This is a genomic window from Streptomyces sp. BPTC-684 (genome assembly GCF_030028635.1).
GTDB classification, from domain to species: domain Bacteria; phylum Actinomycetota; class Actinomycetes; order Streptomycetales; family Streptomycetaceae; genus Streptomyces; species Streptomyces noboritoensis.
Window position 1 is genome coordinate 1,219,136 of sequence record NZ_CP124863.1, and the last position, 14,615, is coordinate 1,233,750.

Consider the following 14,615-nt stretch of genomic DNA (forward strand, 5'->3'; position numbering starts at 1 on the left):
CAGGCGTCAGCCCATGTGCGGGTACGTGTAGTCGGTCGGCGGGACCAGGGTCTCCTTGATGGCGCGGGTCAGCGTCCAGCGCATCAGGTTCTGCGGGGCGCCCGCCTTGTCGTTGGTGCCCGAGGCGCGGCCGCCGCCGAAGGGCTGCTGGCCGACGACGGCGCCGGTCGACTTGTCGTTGATGTAGAAGTTGCCCGCCGCGTAGCGGAGCTTGTCCATCGTGTACGCGGCCGCCGCGCGGTCGCCGGAGATGACCGAGCCGGTGAGGGCGTAGTCCGAGACCGACTCCATCTGGGTCAGCATCTCGTCGTACTTGTCGTCCTCGTACACGTGGATCGCCAGGATCGGGCCGAAGTACTCGGTCGTGAAGACCTCGTTCTCGGGGTCGGTGCACTCGATGACGGTCGGGCGGACGAAGTAGCCGACCGAGTCGTCGTAGGTGCCGCCGGCCACGATCGTGCAGGAGGCGTCGGCCTTGGCGCGGTCGATCGCGGCCTTGTTCTTGGCGAACGAGCGCTCGTCGATGACGGCGCCGATGAAGTTCGACAGGTCGGTGACGTCACCCATGGTGATGCCGTCGACCTCGGCCGCGAACTCCTCCTTGAAGCCGTCGTTCCAGATCGAGGCCGGGACGTACGCACGCGAGGACGCCGAGCACTTCTGGCCCTGGAACTCGAAGGAGCCGCGGGTCAGGGCGGTCTTCAGGACGGCGCGGTCGGCGCTGGGGTGCGCGACGACGAAGTCCTTGCCGCCGGTCTCGCCGACCAGGCGCGGGTAGGTGCGGTACTTCTCGATGTTGGTGCCGACCGTCTTCCACAGGTGCTGGAAGGTCTTGGTGGAACCGGTGAAGTGGATGCCCGCCAGGTCGCGGTGGTTCAGCGCGATCTCGGAGACGGCCAGGCCGTCACCGGTGACCAGGTTGATGACGCCCTTGGGCAGACCGGCCTCCTCCAGGAGCTGCATCAGCAGCACGGCGGCGTGGGTCTGGGTCGGCGACGGCTTCCACACGACCACGTTGCCCATCAGGGCCGGGGCGGTCGGCAGGTTGCCCGCGATGGCCGTGAAGTTGAACGGCGTGATCGCGTAGACGAAACCTTCCAGCGGACGGTGGTCCATGCGGTTCCACACGCCCGGGGAGTTCGCCGGGGGCTGCTCGGCGAGCAGCTGGCGGGCGTAGTGCACGTTGAAGCGCCAGAAGTCGACGAGCTCGCACGGGGTGTCGATCTCGGCCTGCTGGGCGGTCTTCGACTGGCCGAGCATCGTGGACGCGGCCAGCGTCTCGCGCCAGGGGCCCGCGAGCAGCTCGGCGGCGCGCAGGATGATCGCGGCGCGGTCGTCGAAGGACATCGCGCGCCACGCCGGGGCGGCGGCGAGCGCGGCGTCGACCGCGTCCTGCGCGTCCTGGGTGGTGGCGTTGGCGTAGGTGCCGATGACGGCCTGGTGGTTGTGCGGCTGCACGACGTCGAAGCGCTCGCCGCCGCCCATCCGCTTCTCGCCGCCGATGGTCATCGGCAGCTCGATCGGGTTCTGGGCCAGCTCCTTGAGCTTGGCTTCGAGGCGCGCACGCTCGGGGGAACCCGGGGCGTAGCCGTGCACCGGCTCGTTGACGGGAGCGGGGACCTGGGTTACAGCGTCCATGAGTCTCTGAACTCCTTGGTGAGGGGTGGTGGGCTCAGCCCTTGGTGAGGATGGAGCGGGCGAAGAAGAGCAGGTTGGCGGGCTTCTCCGCCAGGCGGCGCATGAAGTAGCCGTACCAGTCGGTGCCGTACGCCGTGTAGACGCGCATCCGGTGGCCCTCGGCCGCGAGGCGCACGTGCTCGTCGCTGCGGATGCCGTACAGCATCTGGAACTCGTACTCGTCCAGCTTGCGCCCGGCGCGCCGCGCGAGCTCCTGGGTGATGCTGATCAGGCGCGGGTCGTGCGACCCGATCATCGGGTAGCCCTCGCCGTCCATGAGGATCTTCAGGATGCGGACGTACGCCTTGTCGATCTCGCCCTTGTCCTGGTACGCGACGGAGGCGGGCTCCTTGTAGGCGCCCTTCACGATCCGGACGCGGCTGCCGGCGGCCGACAGGCGGCGGGCGTCGTCCTCGGTGCGGAAGAGGTACGCCTGGATGACGCAGCCGGTCTGCGGGAAGTCCTTCCGCAGCTCCTCGTGGATGGCGAACATCGAGTCGAGGGTGGTGTGGTCCTCGGCGTCCAGGGTGACCGTGGTGCCGATGGCGGCGGCGGCCTCGACGACCGGGCGGACGTTGGCGAGAGCGAGCTCGTGGCCGCCCTCCAGCGCCTGGCCGAACATGGAGAGCTTCACGGACATCTCGGCGCGGGTACCCAGGTCCAGGTCCTTGAGGCGCTCGATCAGCTGGAGGTAGGCGTCGCGCGCGGCGTACGACTGCTCCACGGTGGTGATGTCCTCGCCCACCACGTCCAGGGTGACTTCCAGGCCCTTGCCCGCGGCGTCCTTGACGATCGGCACGACCTGCTCGACCGTCTCACCGGCGATGAACCGGTCGACGACCTGCTTGGTGCCGGGCGCGGCCGAGATGAAACGGCGCATCTTGTCGCTGCGCGACGCGGCGAGGATCACGGGACCCAGCACGGGGCACCTCCATGGAAAGGGGTAGCAGGGGGCCGAAACCCGACGATCCGGGAACGGCACGGAGAACCACCGTGAAACCTAAGGATCCTTCCGATCCTCTGCCATCGACACCTGTCACGCATCCGTGCCCCGCATCTCAGACAGATGTCTGAAGGCGGCGCCGATGTGCGCGAGAATGTCTGCTGTGAAGGGCGACTACCAGGACCTGGTCGATGAGATCTCGGCGCTGCTCGGCGCCCCCGCGACCCTGGAGGACCGGGACTTCGGGCTGATCGCCTTCGGCGCGCACGACTCCGAGGACGACTCGGCCATGGACCCGGTGCGCACCCGCTCGATCCTGACCCGCCGCTCCACCCCGGCGGTCCGCGCCTGGTTCGAGGGGTTCGGCATCACCCGGGCGACCGGCCCGGTCCGCATCCCGGCCGCCCCGGAGGCGGGCGTCTTCCGCGACCGCGTCTGCCTGCCGGTCCGCCACCGCGGCGTGGTGCTCGGTTACGTATGGCTCCTGGACGCCGACCCGGGCCCGGCCGAGGACCGCCTCGCCGCCGCGATGGAGGTGGCCTCCCGGATCGGCGGCCTGCTCGCCAACGAGGCCCAGGCGGGTGCCGACCTCTCGCGCGAGCTCCGGGCGGCCCTGACCGCCGGGCGGGGCTGGCAGCGCGACATGGCGACGGCGGCCCTGCGCGCGGCGCTCGGCCCGGACGCGGACGGCCTGCACGCGGTGGTCTGCGTCAGCCCCTGGCCCCAGGAGACGCCGTCGGTGCGGACCGTCCCCGGGACGGCGGCGCTGTGCGCGGTGCCGTGGGGGGCGCACGGCGAGGAGGGCGAGCCCTCACCGGCCCCGCCCGCCCAGGTGCTCGGCGCGCTCGTCCGGCTCCGCTCGCCCGACGCGCTCGCGCCCGCGCTGACCGCCGCCGAGCGGCTGCGCGCCACGGCGGGGCCGGGCGCCGCCGCCGGGGTGGCGCTGCCCCGCCGGGGCCTGGGCGAGCTGCCCGCCTCCTGGCACGAGGCGGCCTCGGCGGCCCGGGCGGCGCTGGCCGAACCCGGGCTCGGCCCGGTCGCGCAGTGGGCGGCGATCGGCCCGTACCGGCTGCTGACCGCGCTCCCCGACACCGCGCCCCACGACGTGGCGGTCCGCGCCCTGCTCACCCCGGCCCACACCGAACTGGCCCGCACCGCCGAGGTGTTCCTCGACTGCGCGGGCCAGGCGGGCCGTACGGCGGCGGCGCTCGGCATCCACCGCCAGACCCTCTACTACCGGCTCTCCCGGGTCGAGCAGCTCACCGGCCTCGACCTCGACGAGGGCGAGGACCGGCTGCTGCTGCACATGGCTCTGAAGGCGTCACGCCTGTGAGGGCTTCTGCGGTCCGGCCTCCGCGATGAGCCGCCGCAGCCCCTCGGTCAGCTCGGCCGCGCTCGACGCCGTCCCGGGGTCGAAGGTCCACTGGGCGATGAGCCCCATCATCAGCGTCATGTAGAGCTTGCCGAGCGTGTCGACCTGGTCGTCGCCGACCTCGGGCTCCTCGCCCCCCATGAACATGGGGATGATGCCGCGCGCGCCCTCGCGCTGGGCCTGCGCCAGATGGTCGCGCACACCCGGCAGCTGGTCGCCCATGACGACGATCTCCATGCTGAGGTGCCACATCGAGCCGGGCTGCTCCATGGTGGCGATGATGTTCGACCAGACCTCCTGGAAGCGCTCCAGGGAGCCGGGTGCGGTGGCCGCCACCTGCTCCGGGGCGTCGAAGGCCACCGAGACGCCCTCGACCAGGGCGATGTACGCCTCTGCGAGCAGCGCGTCCTTGGAGCCGTAGTGGTAGCCGATGGACGCCAGATTCGTCCCCGACTCCTTGACGATGTCCCGCGCGGTCGTCCGCGCGAAGCCCTTCTCCAGCAGGCAGCGCTTGGCGCCCTCTAGCAGATCCTCACGGTGTCCCATGCGGGGAGCCTACCGGGTTTTATACGTTCGTGTAATACGCGCGTATGGCGGGATGGGCGTCGTGCACCAAGCGTGGTCTTTCGACTGCGGACCGTGGGTGGCTGGTCGCGCAGTTCCCCGCGCCCCTAACTACCTAGGGGCGCGGGGAACTGCGCGAGCAACCCAGCACGGTCCGCAGACGAACAGCTAGTCCACCAGGTTCACCGAACGCGCCGACGCCGCGCCGATCGCCTCGGCCAGCTCGGTGAGGACCGGCTGCGGGACCGAATCGTCGACCGTCAGGACGGCCAGGGCCTCCCCGCCCTCCGACGCGCGAGCGACCTGCATGCCCGCGATGTTCAGCCCGGCCTCGCCGAGGATCTGGCCGACCGTGCCGACGACGCCCGGGCGGTCCTCGTAGCGCAGCACGACCATGTGGTCCGCGAGCGCCAGGTCCACGTCGTAGTCACCGATCGCCACGATCTTCTGGAGGTGCTTGGGGCCCGCCAGCGTGCCGGAGACCGCCACCTCCTCGCCGCCCGAGAGCGTGCCCCGCACGGTGACCACGTTGCGGTGGTCCGGCGACTCCGAGCTGGTGGTGAGCCGGACCTCGACACCGCGCTCCTGCGCGAAGAGCGGCGCGTTGACGTACGAGACGGTCTCGTCAACCACGTCCTCGAACACGCCCTTGAGCGCGCTGAGTTCGAGCACCTTCACGTCGTGCTGGGTGATCTCGCCGTACACCTCGACGTCGAGGCGGACCGCCACCTCGCCCGCGAGCGCGGTGAAGATCCGGCCCAGGCGCTCGGCGAGCGGCAGACCCGGCTTGACGTCCTCGGCGATCACGCCGCCCTGGACGTTGACCGCGTCCGGCACCAGCTCACCGGCGAGGGCGAGGCGCACCGAGCGGGCGACCGCGATGCCCGCCTTCTCCTGGGCCTCGTCGGTGGAGGCGCCCAGGTGCGGGGTGCAGACGACCTGGTCGAGCTCGAACAGCGGGGAGTCCGTGCAGGGCTCCTTCGCGTACACGTCCAGGCCCGCGCCCGCGACGCGGCCCTCCTTGAGCGCCGAGTACAGCGCGGCCTCGTCGACGATGCCGCCGCGCGCCGCGTTCACGATCCGGACGTGCGGCTGGACCTTGTGGAGCGCCTCGTCGCCGATGAGGCCGAGGGTCTCGGGGGTCTTGGGCAGGTGCACGGTGATGAAGTCCGCGACCTGGAGCAGCTCGTCGAGGGTGAGGAGCTTGACGCCCATCTGCGCGGCGCGCGCGGGCTGCACATAGGGGTCGTACGCGACGATCTTCATGCCGAAGGCCGACATGCGCTGGGCGACCAGGACGCCGATGCGGCCGAGGCCGACGACGCCGAGGGTCTTCTCGCTCAGCTCTACGCCGGTGTACTTGTTCCGCTTCCACTCGCCGTTCTTGAGCGCGGTGTTGGCCTGCGGGATGTTGCGCGCGGTGGCGACCAGCAGACCGCAGGCCAGCTCGGCGGCGGTGACGATGTTGGAGGTCGGGGCGTTGACGACCATCACGCCGGCCTTGGTGGCGGCGGAGACGTCCACGTTGTCGAGGCCGACGCCCGCGCGGGCGACGACCTTCAGCTTCTTCGCGGCGGCGATGGCCTCGGCGTCGACCTTGGTCGCGGAGCGGATCAGGATCGCGTCCACGTCGGCGACGGCGGGCAGCAGTTCGGCGCGGTCGGCTCCGTTGCAGTGCCGGATCTCGAAGTCCGGACCGAGGGCGTCGACGGTGGCGGGCGACAGCTCTTCAGCGATGAGTACGACAGGTTTCGAGCTCACGTGAGTCCTCACAAGTCCAATGCGGACGGCCGTCCCGACGGCCGCAGGCGGTGGAGGGTGCTAGCCGCGTGGAAGACGCACGACGCTGTGGGCCTGACGCGATGTATTGAGCAGCAGTGTAGTGGTGCTCAAGTCGGGGATTTCCGCCGTGGAGGAAGGATCACCCGATGGGGTTGGACTGGTTGTCCATGGCAGCGACGGGGCCGGACGCGATGTCCGGCCCCGTCGGCGTCGAGGCTTACGCCTCCTCGTTGTCCACCCAGCTCATGAGCTTGCGCAGCTCCTTGCCGGTGGTCTCCAGGAGGTGGTTCTCGTCCTGGGTCTTGTACTCGTTGTACTTCTTCAGACCGCCGTGGTACTCGTCCATCCAGTTCTTGGCGAACGTGCCGTCCTGGATCTCCGTGAGGACCTTCTTCATCTCGGCCTTGGTGTCGGCGGTGATGATGCGGGGGCCGGTGACGTAGTCGCCCCACTCGGCGGTCTCGGAGACCGACCAGCGCATCTTCTCCAGGCCGCCCTCGTACATCAGGTCGACGATGAGCTTCAGCTCGTGGAGGCACTCGAAGTAGGCGATCTCCGGCTGGTAGCCCGCCTCGACGAGGGTCTCGAAGCCCGCCTTGACCAGCGCGGACGTGCCACCGCAGAGCACGGCCTGCTCGCCGAACAGGTCGGTCTCGGTCTCCTCGGTGAAGGTCGTCTTGATGACGCCCGCCCGGGTGCCGCCGATGCCCTTGGCGTACGAGAGCGCGAGCGCGAAGCCGTTGCCGGTCGCGTCCTGCTCGACGGCCGCGATGCACGGGACGCCGCGGCCCTCCTCGTACTGACGGCGGACCAGGTGGCCCGGGCCCTTGGGGGCGACCATGCAGACGTCGACGCCCTCGGGGGCCTTGATGAAGCCGAAGCGGATGTTGAGGCCGTGGCCGAAGAACAGCGCGTCGCCGTCCTTCAGGTTGTCCTTGATGGACTCCTCGTAGACCTGGGCCTGGATCGGGTCCGGGACCAGGATCATGACGACGTCGGCCTCGGCGGCGGCCTCGGCGGGCGTGACCACGCGCAGGCCCTGCTCCTCGGCCTTGGCCTTGGACTTGGAGCCCTCGTGCAGACCGACGCGGACGTCGACACCCGAGTCACGGAGCGACAGCGCGTGGGCGTGGCCCTGGCTGCCGTAACCGATCACCGCGACCTTGCGGCCCTGGATGATGGACAGGTCGGCGTCGTCGTCGTAGAACAGCTCGGCCACTGGGATATCTCCTTGGTGTGCTGGTGTTGCGTCCCACCGTACGGCGGGGATGCGTCGGGAAGTTTTAAGTCTCGCGATACGAACACCGCGAGGGGGCGGGTTCAGGCCGTGCGGTCCAGGGCCCGCAGGCTGCGGTCGGTGATGGACCGCGAGCCGCGCCCTATGGCGATCGTCCCGGACTGGACGAGCTCCTTGATGCCGAACTGCTCCAGCATCTTGAGCATCGCCTCCAGCTTGTCGGCGCCGCCGGTGGCCTCGATGGTCACGGCCTCGGGCGAGACGTCGACGGTCTTGGCGCGGAACAGCTGGACGATCTCGACGATCTGGGAGCGCGTTTCGTTGTCGGCACGCACCTTCACCAGGACGAGCTCGCGCTGGATCGCAGCGCTGGGCTCGAGTTCGACGATCTTCAGGACGTTGACCAGCTTGTTGAGCTGTTTCGTCACCTGCTCCAGGGGCAGGTCCTCGACATTGACCACGATGGTGATGCGGGAGATGTCGGGGTGTTCGGTGACACCGACGGCGAGCGAGTCGATGTTGAAGCCGCGGCGGGAGAACAGCGCGGCGATCCGGGCGAGGATGCCGGGGGTGTTCTCCACCAGGACGGAGAGCGTGTGCTTGGTCGACATGGTGACGGTCTCTCTCTGCTCTCTCAGTCGTCTTCGTTGTCGCCGAAGTCGGGACGGACGCCGCGGGCGGCCATGACCTCGTCGTTGGAGGTGCCGGCGGCGACCATCGGCCACACCTGGGCGTCCTCGTGGACGATGAAGTCGACGACGACCGGGCGGTCGTTGATCGAGTTGGCCTCTTCGATGGCCTTGTCCAGGTCCTCCGGGCGCTCGCAGCGGATCGCGTAGCAGCCCATGGCCTCCGACAGCTTCACGAAGTCCGGGACGCGGGTGCCGGCGCTGGGCTCCAGGCCGGTGGCCTCCGGGCCGCTGTGCAGCACGGTGTTGGAGTAGCGCTGGTTGTAGAAGAGGGTCTGCCACTGGCGGACCATCCCGAGGGCGCCGTTGTTGATGATGGCGACCTTGATCGGGATGTTGTTGAGCGCACAGGTGGTGAGCTCCTGGTTGGTCATCTGGAAGCAGCCGTCGCCGTCGATCGCCCAGACCGGGCGGTCCGGCATACCGGCCTTGGCGCCCATGGCCGCCGGGACCGCGTACCCCATCGTTCCGGCGCCGCCGGAGTTCAGCCAGGTGGCGGGGCGCTCGTAGTTGATGAAGTGGGCGGCCCACATCTGGTGCTGGCCGACGCCGGCCGCGTAGATGGTGTCGGCGGGGGTGAGCTCGCCGATGCGCTGGATGACCTGCTGCGGCGAGAGGCTGCCGTCGTCCGGCTGGTCGTAGCCGAGCGGGTAGGTCTCGCGCCACCGGTTGAGGTCGTTCCACCAGGCGGTGTAGTCACCGGTGTGACCCTCGGTGTGCTCGGCCTGGACGGCCTGGACCAGATCGGCGATGACCTCGCGGGCGTCGCCCACGATCGGCACGTCGACCTCGCGGTTCTTGCCGATCTCGGCCGGGTCGATGTCCGCGTGGATGATCTTCGCGTACGGGGCGAAGCTGTCCAGCTTGCCGGTGACCCGGTCGTCGAAGCGGGTGCCGAGCGCGATCAGCAGGTCGGACTTCTGCAGCGCGGTGACGGCGGTGACCGCACCGTGCATACCGGGCATCCCCACGTGCAGCGGGTGGCTGTCGGGGAAGGCGCCGAGCGCCATCAGGGTGGTGGTGACGGGCGCTCCGGTGAGCTCCGCGAGGACCTTCAGCTCGGCGGTGGCACCGGCCTTCAGGACGCCGCCGCCGACGTACAGGACCGGGCGCTTGGCCTGGACGATCAGCTTGGCGGCCTCGCGGATCTGCTTGGCGTGCGGCTTGGTGACCGGGCGGTAGCCCGGCAGGTCCAGCTGCGGCGGCCAGGAGAAGGTGGTCCGCGCCTGGAGGGCGTCCTTGGCGATGTCGACCAGGACGGGGCCCGGGCGGCCGGTGGAGGCGATGTGGAAGGCCTCCGCGATCGTCTTCGGGATGTCCTCGGCCTTGGTGACCAGGAAGTTGTGCTTGGTGATCGGCATGGTGATGCCGACGATGTCCGCCTCCTGGAAGGCGTCGGTGCCGATCGCCTTGGAGGAGACCTGACCGGTGATCGCGACCAGCGGGACGGAGTCCATGTGGGCGTCGGCGATCGGCGTGACCAGGTTGGTGGCGCCGGGGCCGGAAGTGGCCATGCAGACGCCGACCTTGCCGGTGGCCTGCGCGTAACCGGTGGCGGCGTGACCCGCGCCCTGCTCGTGGCGGACCAGGACGTGGCGGACCCGGGTGGAGTCCATCATCGGGTCGTACGCCGGGAGGATGGCGCCGCCCGGAATGCCGAAGACGGTCTCGGCCCCGACTTCCTCAAGAGAGCGGATGAGGGACTGCGCGCCCGTGACGTGCTCAACGGTGGCGGTGTGGTGTCCGCCGTTACGGGCCCGCGGCTGCGGGTGGTGGGCCCCGGTGGCCTGCTCGGTCATCGGCATTCTCTTCTCGAAGCTGAGGGTTTTTGCGGGGGTTTGGTCGAGATCGCTGTCGTGCTTCAGGGGTGCCAGTGCAACAAAAAACCCCTCGTGCCGTGAGGCAAGCGAGGGGAGCGCGTCGGGTGTGGTCCACTGGGCCCGCGTGGGGGCCCGGCTTCAGCCGACGCGCTTTCCAAGTACGAGAATTCGGGTGCGCATGGCAATGACCCTCCCCCCGGCGCCCCGGTAGTGTCAAGTGGGTGGGACGGGTGTCTCACTATTTGAGTGATTGACCCGGACGGAGGGCAGCGCCCGGCCGCTGAGCACGGGCAACGCGGCCCCGCCCGGCACCGGGAAGGCGCCCCGCACCAGCGCCCTGCGCAGCCGGTACTCGTCCAGCGGCCCGGAGAAGGCCATGCCCTGCCCGTGCGTGCACCCCATCGCCCGCAGCGCCAGGACCTGCTCCGGCACGTCCACGCCGTCGGCAACGGACTGCATCCCGAGGTCGCAGGCGATCCGCAGCAGCCCGCTGGTGATCTTGTGCAGCCGGGCGGACTCGACCACGCCCTCGACCAGTCCCCTGTCCAGTTTCAGTACGTCGATGGGGAGCCGGCGCAGGGCGTTGATCGCCGCGTACCCGCTGCCGAAGCCGTCCAGGGCGATCCGCACGCCGAGCCGGCGCAGGCCCACCAGCCGGCGCTCCAGCTCGTCGAAGGAGATCCGGGGGTCGCTGTCGGACAGCTCGATCACCAGGGCGCCCGACGGCAGCCCGTGCCTGGTCAGCAGGGCTTCCACGGAGCCGAACGGCATCGACTTGTCGAGCAGGCGGCGGGCCGGGAGGCGCACCGCGACCGGGGTGTCGTGCCCGGCCCTGCCCCGCTCGGCGGCCTGCTCGACGGCCTCTTCGAGCAGCCAGCGGCCCAGCTCCGCGGTGCGCTCGCTGTCGTCGGCGACCCGTAGGAATTCGGCCGGGGTGAAGAGGATGCCCTGGGCGGATCTCCAGCGCGCCTGCGCGGCCACGGCGGCCACCCGCCCGGTGGTGAGGTTGACCACCGGCTGGTGCAGCAGCGCGAACTCGCCCTCGTGCAGCGCGGTGCGCAGCCGGGCCGCCAGCTCGGTCTTGCGGACGACCTCGGCCTGCATCTGCGGCGCGTACATCTCGACGCGGTTCTTGCCGCCGGACTTGGCCCGGTACATCGCGAGGTCGGCGTTGCGCATCAGCTCGCGGGCGCTGACGTCGCGCTCGGCGAAGGCGACGCCGATGGAGGCGGCGACCCGCACCTCGTTGCCGTCGATCTGGTACGGCTGCGAGAGGGTCAGGCGCAGCCGGTCGGCGATCTCGTGCACCTGGCGCTGGCGGGCCGCCCGGTCGCGGCTGCCGTCGCCGAGGATCAGGGCCGCGAACTCGTCGCCGCCGAGGCGGGCCGCGGTGTCGCCGGCGCGCACCGAGTCCTGGAGGCGGCGGGCCGCCTGGATCAACAGCTCGTCGCCGGCCTGGTGGCCGATGGTGTCGTTGACCTGCTTGAAGCCGTCGAGGTCGATGAAGAGCACCGCCGTGCCGGGGTCGGAGGCGCGGCGGCCGCTCAGCGCCTGGCGGACGCGCTCGGTGAACAGGGCGCGGTTGGGCAGGTCGGTGAGCGGGTCGTGCTCGGCGTTGTGCTGCAACTGGGCCTGCAGGCGCACCCGTTCGGTGACGTCCCGGCTGTTGAGGATGAGGCCGCCCTGGTGGCGGTTGATGGTCGACTCCACGTTCAGCCACTCGCCGGTGCCGGACCGGAAGCGGCACTCGATCCGGCCGGCCGGCTCGTCCAGCGGGGGCGCGGCCAGGAAGCGCCGCACCTCGTGCACGACCCGGCCCAGGTCCTCCGGATGGATGAGGGAGGCCAGCTCGGAGCCGACCAGGTCCTCCGCGTCCCGTCCGTAGACGCCCGCGGCGGCGGGGCTGACGTAGCGCAGTATCCCGGTGGGCGCGGCGATCATGATGACGTCGCTGGAGCCCTGGACCAGGGAGCGGAAGTGGTTCTCCTTCTGGGCCAGTTCATGGGTCAGCGCGATGTTGTCGACGAGCATGATCCCCTGGCGTACGACGAGCGCGAGCACCACCGTGCACCCGGTGAAGACCACCACCCGGTCGACCCGGCGGCCCTCGATGACGTTGTAGAGGATCCCCAGGGTGCACACGGCGGCCGCGAGGTACGGCGTGAGCGCCCCCAGCGAGCCCGCGATCGGCCTGCTGGCCGGGAGCGCGCCGGGCCGCCGGGGCGGCGGTGGCTGCGCGGACGCCGGGCCCGGGGCGAGCCTGCGGGCGCCCCACGGCGCGTAGGCGAGCAGCAGCGAGGCGGCGAACCAGCCCGCGTCCAGGAGCTGGCCGGAGCGGTAGTGCTCGCGCAGCAGCGGCGAGGTGTACAGCGCGTCGCACAGCACGGTCAGGGCGAGCGCGGCGATGGCCGTGTTGATCGCCGACCGGTTGGCGGAGGAGCGCCGGAAGTGCAGCGCGAGCACCATGCTCACGAGCACGATGTCGAGCAGCGGGTACGCGAGCGCCAGCGCGGCGCGGGCGACGCTCTCGCCCTCGAAGTGCGCGGTGTGCGCCAGCGCCAGGCTCCACGAGAGGGTCAGCAGCGAGCCGCCGATCAGCCAGGAGTCGAGGGCCAGGCAGACCCAGCCCGCCCGGGTCACCGGACGCTTGGCCAGCACCAGCAGCCCGACGATCGCGGGCGGCGCGAAGAGCAGGAAGAACAGGTCGGCCATGGAGGGCGAGGGGACCGGGTGCTCGAGCACCACTTGGTACCACCCCCAGACTCCGTTGCCGCTCGCCGCCATGGCGGAGGAAAACGAGAAGAGGAGCCATGCGGGCCGAAAGCGGCTCTCCCCCTCCCCGGCGCCTCCGCGCGCGTAGAGGAAGCAGGAGACCGAGGCCGCGGTCGCCGCGGCGCTCAGCCCGAAGTCCCCCATCACATCGGCGACTTCCGGGGATCCCCAGCCGAGCGCCGCACCCGTCGCGTACCCCGCGCAGATCACCGCGAGGACGAGCTGGGAGACCAGGCCCGTCCCGCCGCCGGGGACGGGCCGGTGGGGCAGCACCGCACCGGGGGCGCTCACCGGGCCCCTCCGGGCCCGGGCGCCGTACACGTGCGGTGCGCTCCGGGGCCGCTCGCCCGGCCCTGCGGGTGGGCCCTCGCGGCCGCCGGGCGGGCGGTCGGCGAGGGCGGGCGGGCCGCCCGGGCCGGCGGCCGGGTCCTGGCCGGCATCCGGGTGCGGGCCCGGCTGCGGATCCTGGGCCGGATGCGGTCCCTCGGGAGCCCCGCCCGTGCGCCTCGGGGTAGCCGTCGGCGGCTCCGCCGCGTCGGATCGTTGGTCCATTGGCCGTGCATCGCCCGTCGCCCCCCTCGCTGTGACATTCGCTCCCCCGCGCCGCCAGACGCGCGGCGCAGCCCCCGGTCGGGACGATACACCAGTCTCGTCACTCAGGGACATAGTTCCTCTACGCTCCGTGACCACCAAGGGAGTTGTGGACACGGATCGCACTCGGACCGGTGCGCAGAGTTGCCAATCGAAGGCGGCGCGGCCCTACCCGGTCGTCAGGACGATGTTGTCCAGCGGCCGCCCGGCCGCGTACTGGGTCAGCTGGCGGGCGATCAGCGCCTTCGCGCGCGGCAGGAACGCCGAAGTGGAGCCCCCGACATGAGGGCTGATCAGAACGTTCGGCGCATGCCACAGCGGGTGTCCGGCGGGCAGCGGCTCGGGATCGGTGACGTCCAGGGCGGCGCGGATGCGGCCGCTCTCCAGCTCGGCGAGGAGCGCCTTGGTGTCCACTACCGGGCCCCGGGCCACGTTCACCAGGAGCGCTCCGTCCTTCATGCGGCCCAGGAACTCTGCGCCCGCCAGGCCCTTCGTCTGCTCGGTGAGCGGCGTGGAGAGGACCACCACGTCGGCTTCGGGGAGGAGTGCGGGCAGTTCGGTGAGGGGATGCACCGGGCCGCGCGCAGTCGTGCGCCAGGAGCGCGCCACGCGCGCCACCCGGGCGCACTCAAAAGGCGCGAGCCGGTCCTCGATGGCCGCGCCGATCGATCCGTACCCGACGATCAGCACCGACTTGTCGGCGAGGGCCGGATAGAACCCGGACCGCCACTCCTCCTTCTCCTGCCCCGCGACGAACGAGGGAATCCCCCGCAGCGAGGCCAGGATCAGCGCGAGGGTGAGCTCGGCGGTGGACGCCTCGTGCACACCGCGCGCGTTGCAGAGCCGTACGCCCGTAGGCAGCGCGCCAAGACCCGGCTCTATGTGGTCGATGCCCGCCGACAGGGTCTGTACGACCCGTACGCCGGTCATCGCGGCGAGCGGCCGCACGGCGATGTCGGCGCCCTTCATGTACGGGACCACATAGAAGGCGCAGTCGGCGGGGTCGGCGGGATAGTCCGGGCCGCCGTCCCAGAGGCGGTAGGTCAGGCCGTCGGGCAGGCCGGGGATCTCGTCGGCCGGGAGGGGGAGCCACACGTCAGCAGTCATGCCGGGAGGCTATGTCAGGACCGGCGGCGGCCAGAGGTTAGTTTGGGGGGCACACCCAGGG

10 protein-coding genes are annotated in these 14,615 nt (G+C 70.9%); 1 reads left to right on the forward strand and 9 read right to left on the reverse strand.

Annotated features, from left to right (window positions below):
* Positions 1–6: 6 nt before the first annotated feature.
* Positions 7–1,638, reverse strand: a complete 1,632-nt coding sequence (gene pruA, locus QIY60_RS05405) for an L-glutamate gamma-semialdehyde dehydrogenase (RefSeq protein WP_283141391.1) — start codon at positions 1,636–1,638, stop codon at positions 7–9.
* 34 nt (positions 1,639–1,672) lie between these two features.
* A complete protein-coding gene (locus QIY60_RS05410) occupies positions 1,673–2,599 on the reverse strand; it encodes a proline dehydrogenase family protein (RefSeq protein WP_283141392.1) in 927 nt (308 codons plus the stop codon).
* 184 nt (positions 2,600–2,783) lie between these two features.
* Between QIY60_RS05410 and QIY60_RS05415 the strand changes: the two genes are divergently transcribed.
* A complete protein-coding gene (locus QIY60_RS05415; protein ID WP_283145825.1) occupies positions 2,784–3,953 on the forward strand; it encodes a helix-turn-helix domain-containing protein in 1,170 nt (389 codons plus the stop codon).
* On the opposite strand, the gene QIY60_RS05420 is transcribed toward QIY60_RS05415, so the two are convergent.
* The 7 genes from QIY60_RS05420 to QIY60_RS05450 all read right to left on the reverse strand — a co-directional run bounded on the left by QIY60_RS05420 (position 3,942) and on the right by QIY60_RS05450 (position 14,554).
* On the reverse strand, positions 3,942–4,538 hold the full coding sequence (locus tag QIY60_RS05420) for a TetR/AcrR family transcriptional regulator (RefSeq protein WP_283141393.1): 597 nt from the start codon (positions 4,536–4,538) through the stop codon (positions 3,942–3,944). The genes QIY60_RS05415 and QIY60_RS05420 overlap by 12 nt on opposite strands.
* A gap of 186 nt (positions 4,539–4,724) precedes the next feature.
* Positions 4,725–6,317, reverse strand: coding sequence for a phosphoglycerate dehydrogenase (gene serA / locus QIY60_RS05425; protein WP_283141394.1), 1,593 nt, complete (start codon positions 6,315–6,317; stop codon positions 4,725–4,727).
* Positions 6,318–6,555: 238 nt separating this feature from the next.
* The gene (ilvC, locus tag QIY60_RS05430) at positions 6,556–7,557 is read right to left on the reverse strand and encodes a ketol-acid reductoisomerase (protein WP_283141395.1); all 1,002 of its coding nucleotides are present in this window, start codon (positions 7,555–7,557) and stop codon (positions 6,556–6,558) included.
* A 101-nt stretch (positions 7,558–7,658) separates the two neighbouring features.
* Positions 7,659–8,186: an acetolactate synthase small subunit gene (gene ilvN / locus QIY60_RS05435; protein WP_067164603.1), complete on the reverse strand. Its 528-nt coding sequence runs from the start codon at positions 8,184–8,186 to the stop codon at positions 7,659–7,661.
* 23 nt (positions 8,187–8,209) lie between these two features.
* Complete coding sequence (locus QIY60_RS05440) at positions 8,210–10,069, reverse strand: acetolactate synthase large subunit (RefSeq protein WP_283141396.1); 1,860 nt, start codon at positions 10,067–10,069, stop codon at positions 8,210–8,212.
* Between the two features lie 228 nt (positions 10,070–10,297).
* Positions 10,298–13,147: an EAL domain-containing protein gene (locus QIY60_RS05445; protein ID WP_283145826.1), complete on the reverse strand. Its 2,850-nt coding sequence runs from the start codon at positions 13,145–13,147 to the stop codon at positions 10,298–10,300.
* A 468-nt stretch (positions 13,148–13,615) separates the two neighbouring features.
* Positions 13,616–14,554 (reverse strand): 2-hydroxyacid dehydrogenase, encoded by a 939-nt coding sequence (locus tag QIY60_RS05450; RefSeq protein WP_283141397.1) that lies wholly within the window; start codon positions 14,552–14,554, stop codon positions 13,616–13,618.
* Between the last annotated feature and the right edge of the window lie 61 nt (positions 14,555–14,615).